The following is a 632-nucleotide window of genomic DNA, read 5'->3' as shown; positions in this document are numbered from 1 at the left end:
ATAAATAGTAAGTGTGTCAGTGATATTAGAACAGTTCTTATCTCTACTGTTTAAAGATGACTTGCTTGCTTCTGTTGTTAAAGGGACAATTCAAAATTTGCTATCCAGCCTGAAAGATCGATCCTGCAGACAAACTGTGTAAACAGGTATGTGGGACTATGTTTAGTTTTAAGATAGTGAACTTGTGTTTTAATAAATAAAGTAAATAATAAAAAAATATAAATTATTTCGGAAGAATCCGCACATTATCCCGAGTGTCATATGTAGTGTCATATCGGGCTTTATCTCAGAAAGCATATATTTTTTTAAATGTATTATGCTCGTTTTCATTTCCTGATGCACATTTTTATTATTTCCAGGTGAATTCAGTAAAAGCGTAGAGCTGATTAAGCAAAACATACAGAGCCTCGAGTATCAATTCGGATCGATCTACACTTTAAGAGCATAGACGGCAAAGGGTAGTATTTCAAACAACCTTCTTTCGTCTTGGCGACTACATAATAAACTACAGATAGTACATACCACAGATCGATCACGTGCCTGACTACGGACGAGAGCTGGATACGGAATGGATACGGAGCCGGTGTGCCCCGCCCTTAAATAAGGATACCAGATATAGAAAGTGCCTTAAG

General features: G+C 36.7%; 1 protein-coding gene. It reads left to right on the top strand.

From position 1 onward, the window contains the following. Positions 1-13: 13 nt before the first annotated feature. Entirely contained in the window at positions 14-142 is a 129-nt protein-coding gene (locus tag ACJ5GX_RS07830; RefSeq protein ID WP_495292881.1) for a hypothetical protein, read from the top strand. Positions 143-632: the final 490 nt, after the last annotated feature.

The organism is Wolbachia endosymbiont of Tuta absoluta (assembly GCF_059414725.1).
Note: the sequence above shows the minus strand (reverse complement) of the source record. Positions and strands in the feature narration are given on the sequence as shown.